The following is a 501-nucleotide window of genomic DNA, read 5'->3' as shown; positions in this document are numbered from 1 at the left end:
TAGCCTCGATCTTTCGTCGTGGTCTCGGTTCGGGTGCGTGTCCGGACGGAGAAAGGTGCTCCTGACCTGCGAAAATGATGGTTACCACACAACCATTACCGCGGAGCCAAAGGAGCACCTTTACAGTGAGCCACTCTACCGGGTTCTATCCCTCGAATCAGGTCGATGACGCCGGGGCCGGGATCGTGTCGCAGGCCGGTGCTGTCGTCCTTCTCGAAACGATCAAAGCTGTGGGCCTGGACCGCGCGCTGCGCGATGGGCTTTCACCGTGGCGCAGACCGCTGGCCGTGCACGATCCGGCCAAGGTCGTGTTGGATCTGGCCGTGGCGTTGGCTGCCGGCGGGGACTGCCTGGCCGATGTCGATCGGTTGCGCGATCAGCCCGGCGTGTTCGGCAAGGTGGCCTCCGATGCGACGGTGTCGCGGCTGATCGCGGCCCTGGCCGCCGACAAGACACAGGCGCTGGCTGTGATCAACCAGGTCCGGGCCGAAGCGCGTGCCG

1 protein-coding gene is annotated in these 501 nt (G+C 65.1%); it reads left to right on the top strand.

The window, feature by feature from the left end; genetic code table 11:
* Positions 1–125 precede the first annotated feature (125 nt).
* Positions 126–501 (top strand): transposase (locus LXN01_RS16005; protein WP_336885292.1); only part of this gene is annotated, 376 nt, incomplete at its 3' end.

Origin of the sequence: Brevibacterium daeguense (genome assembly GCF_021729135.1) — a bacterium.
Classification (GTDB): domain Bacteria; phylum Actinomycetota; class Actinomycetes; order Actinomycetales; family Brevibacteriaceae; genus Brevibacterium; species Brevibacterium daeguense.
Note: the sequence above shows the minus strand (reverse complement) of the source record. Positions and strands in the feature narration are given on the sequence as shown.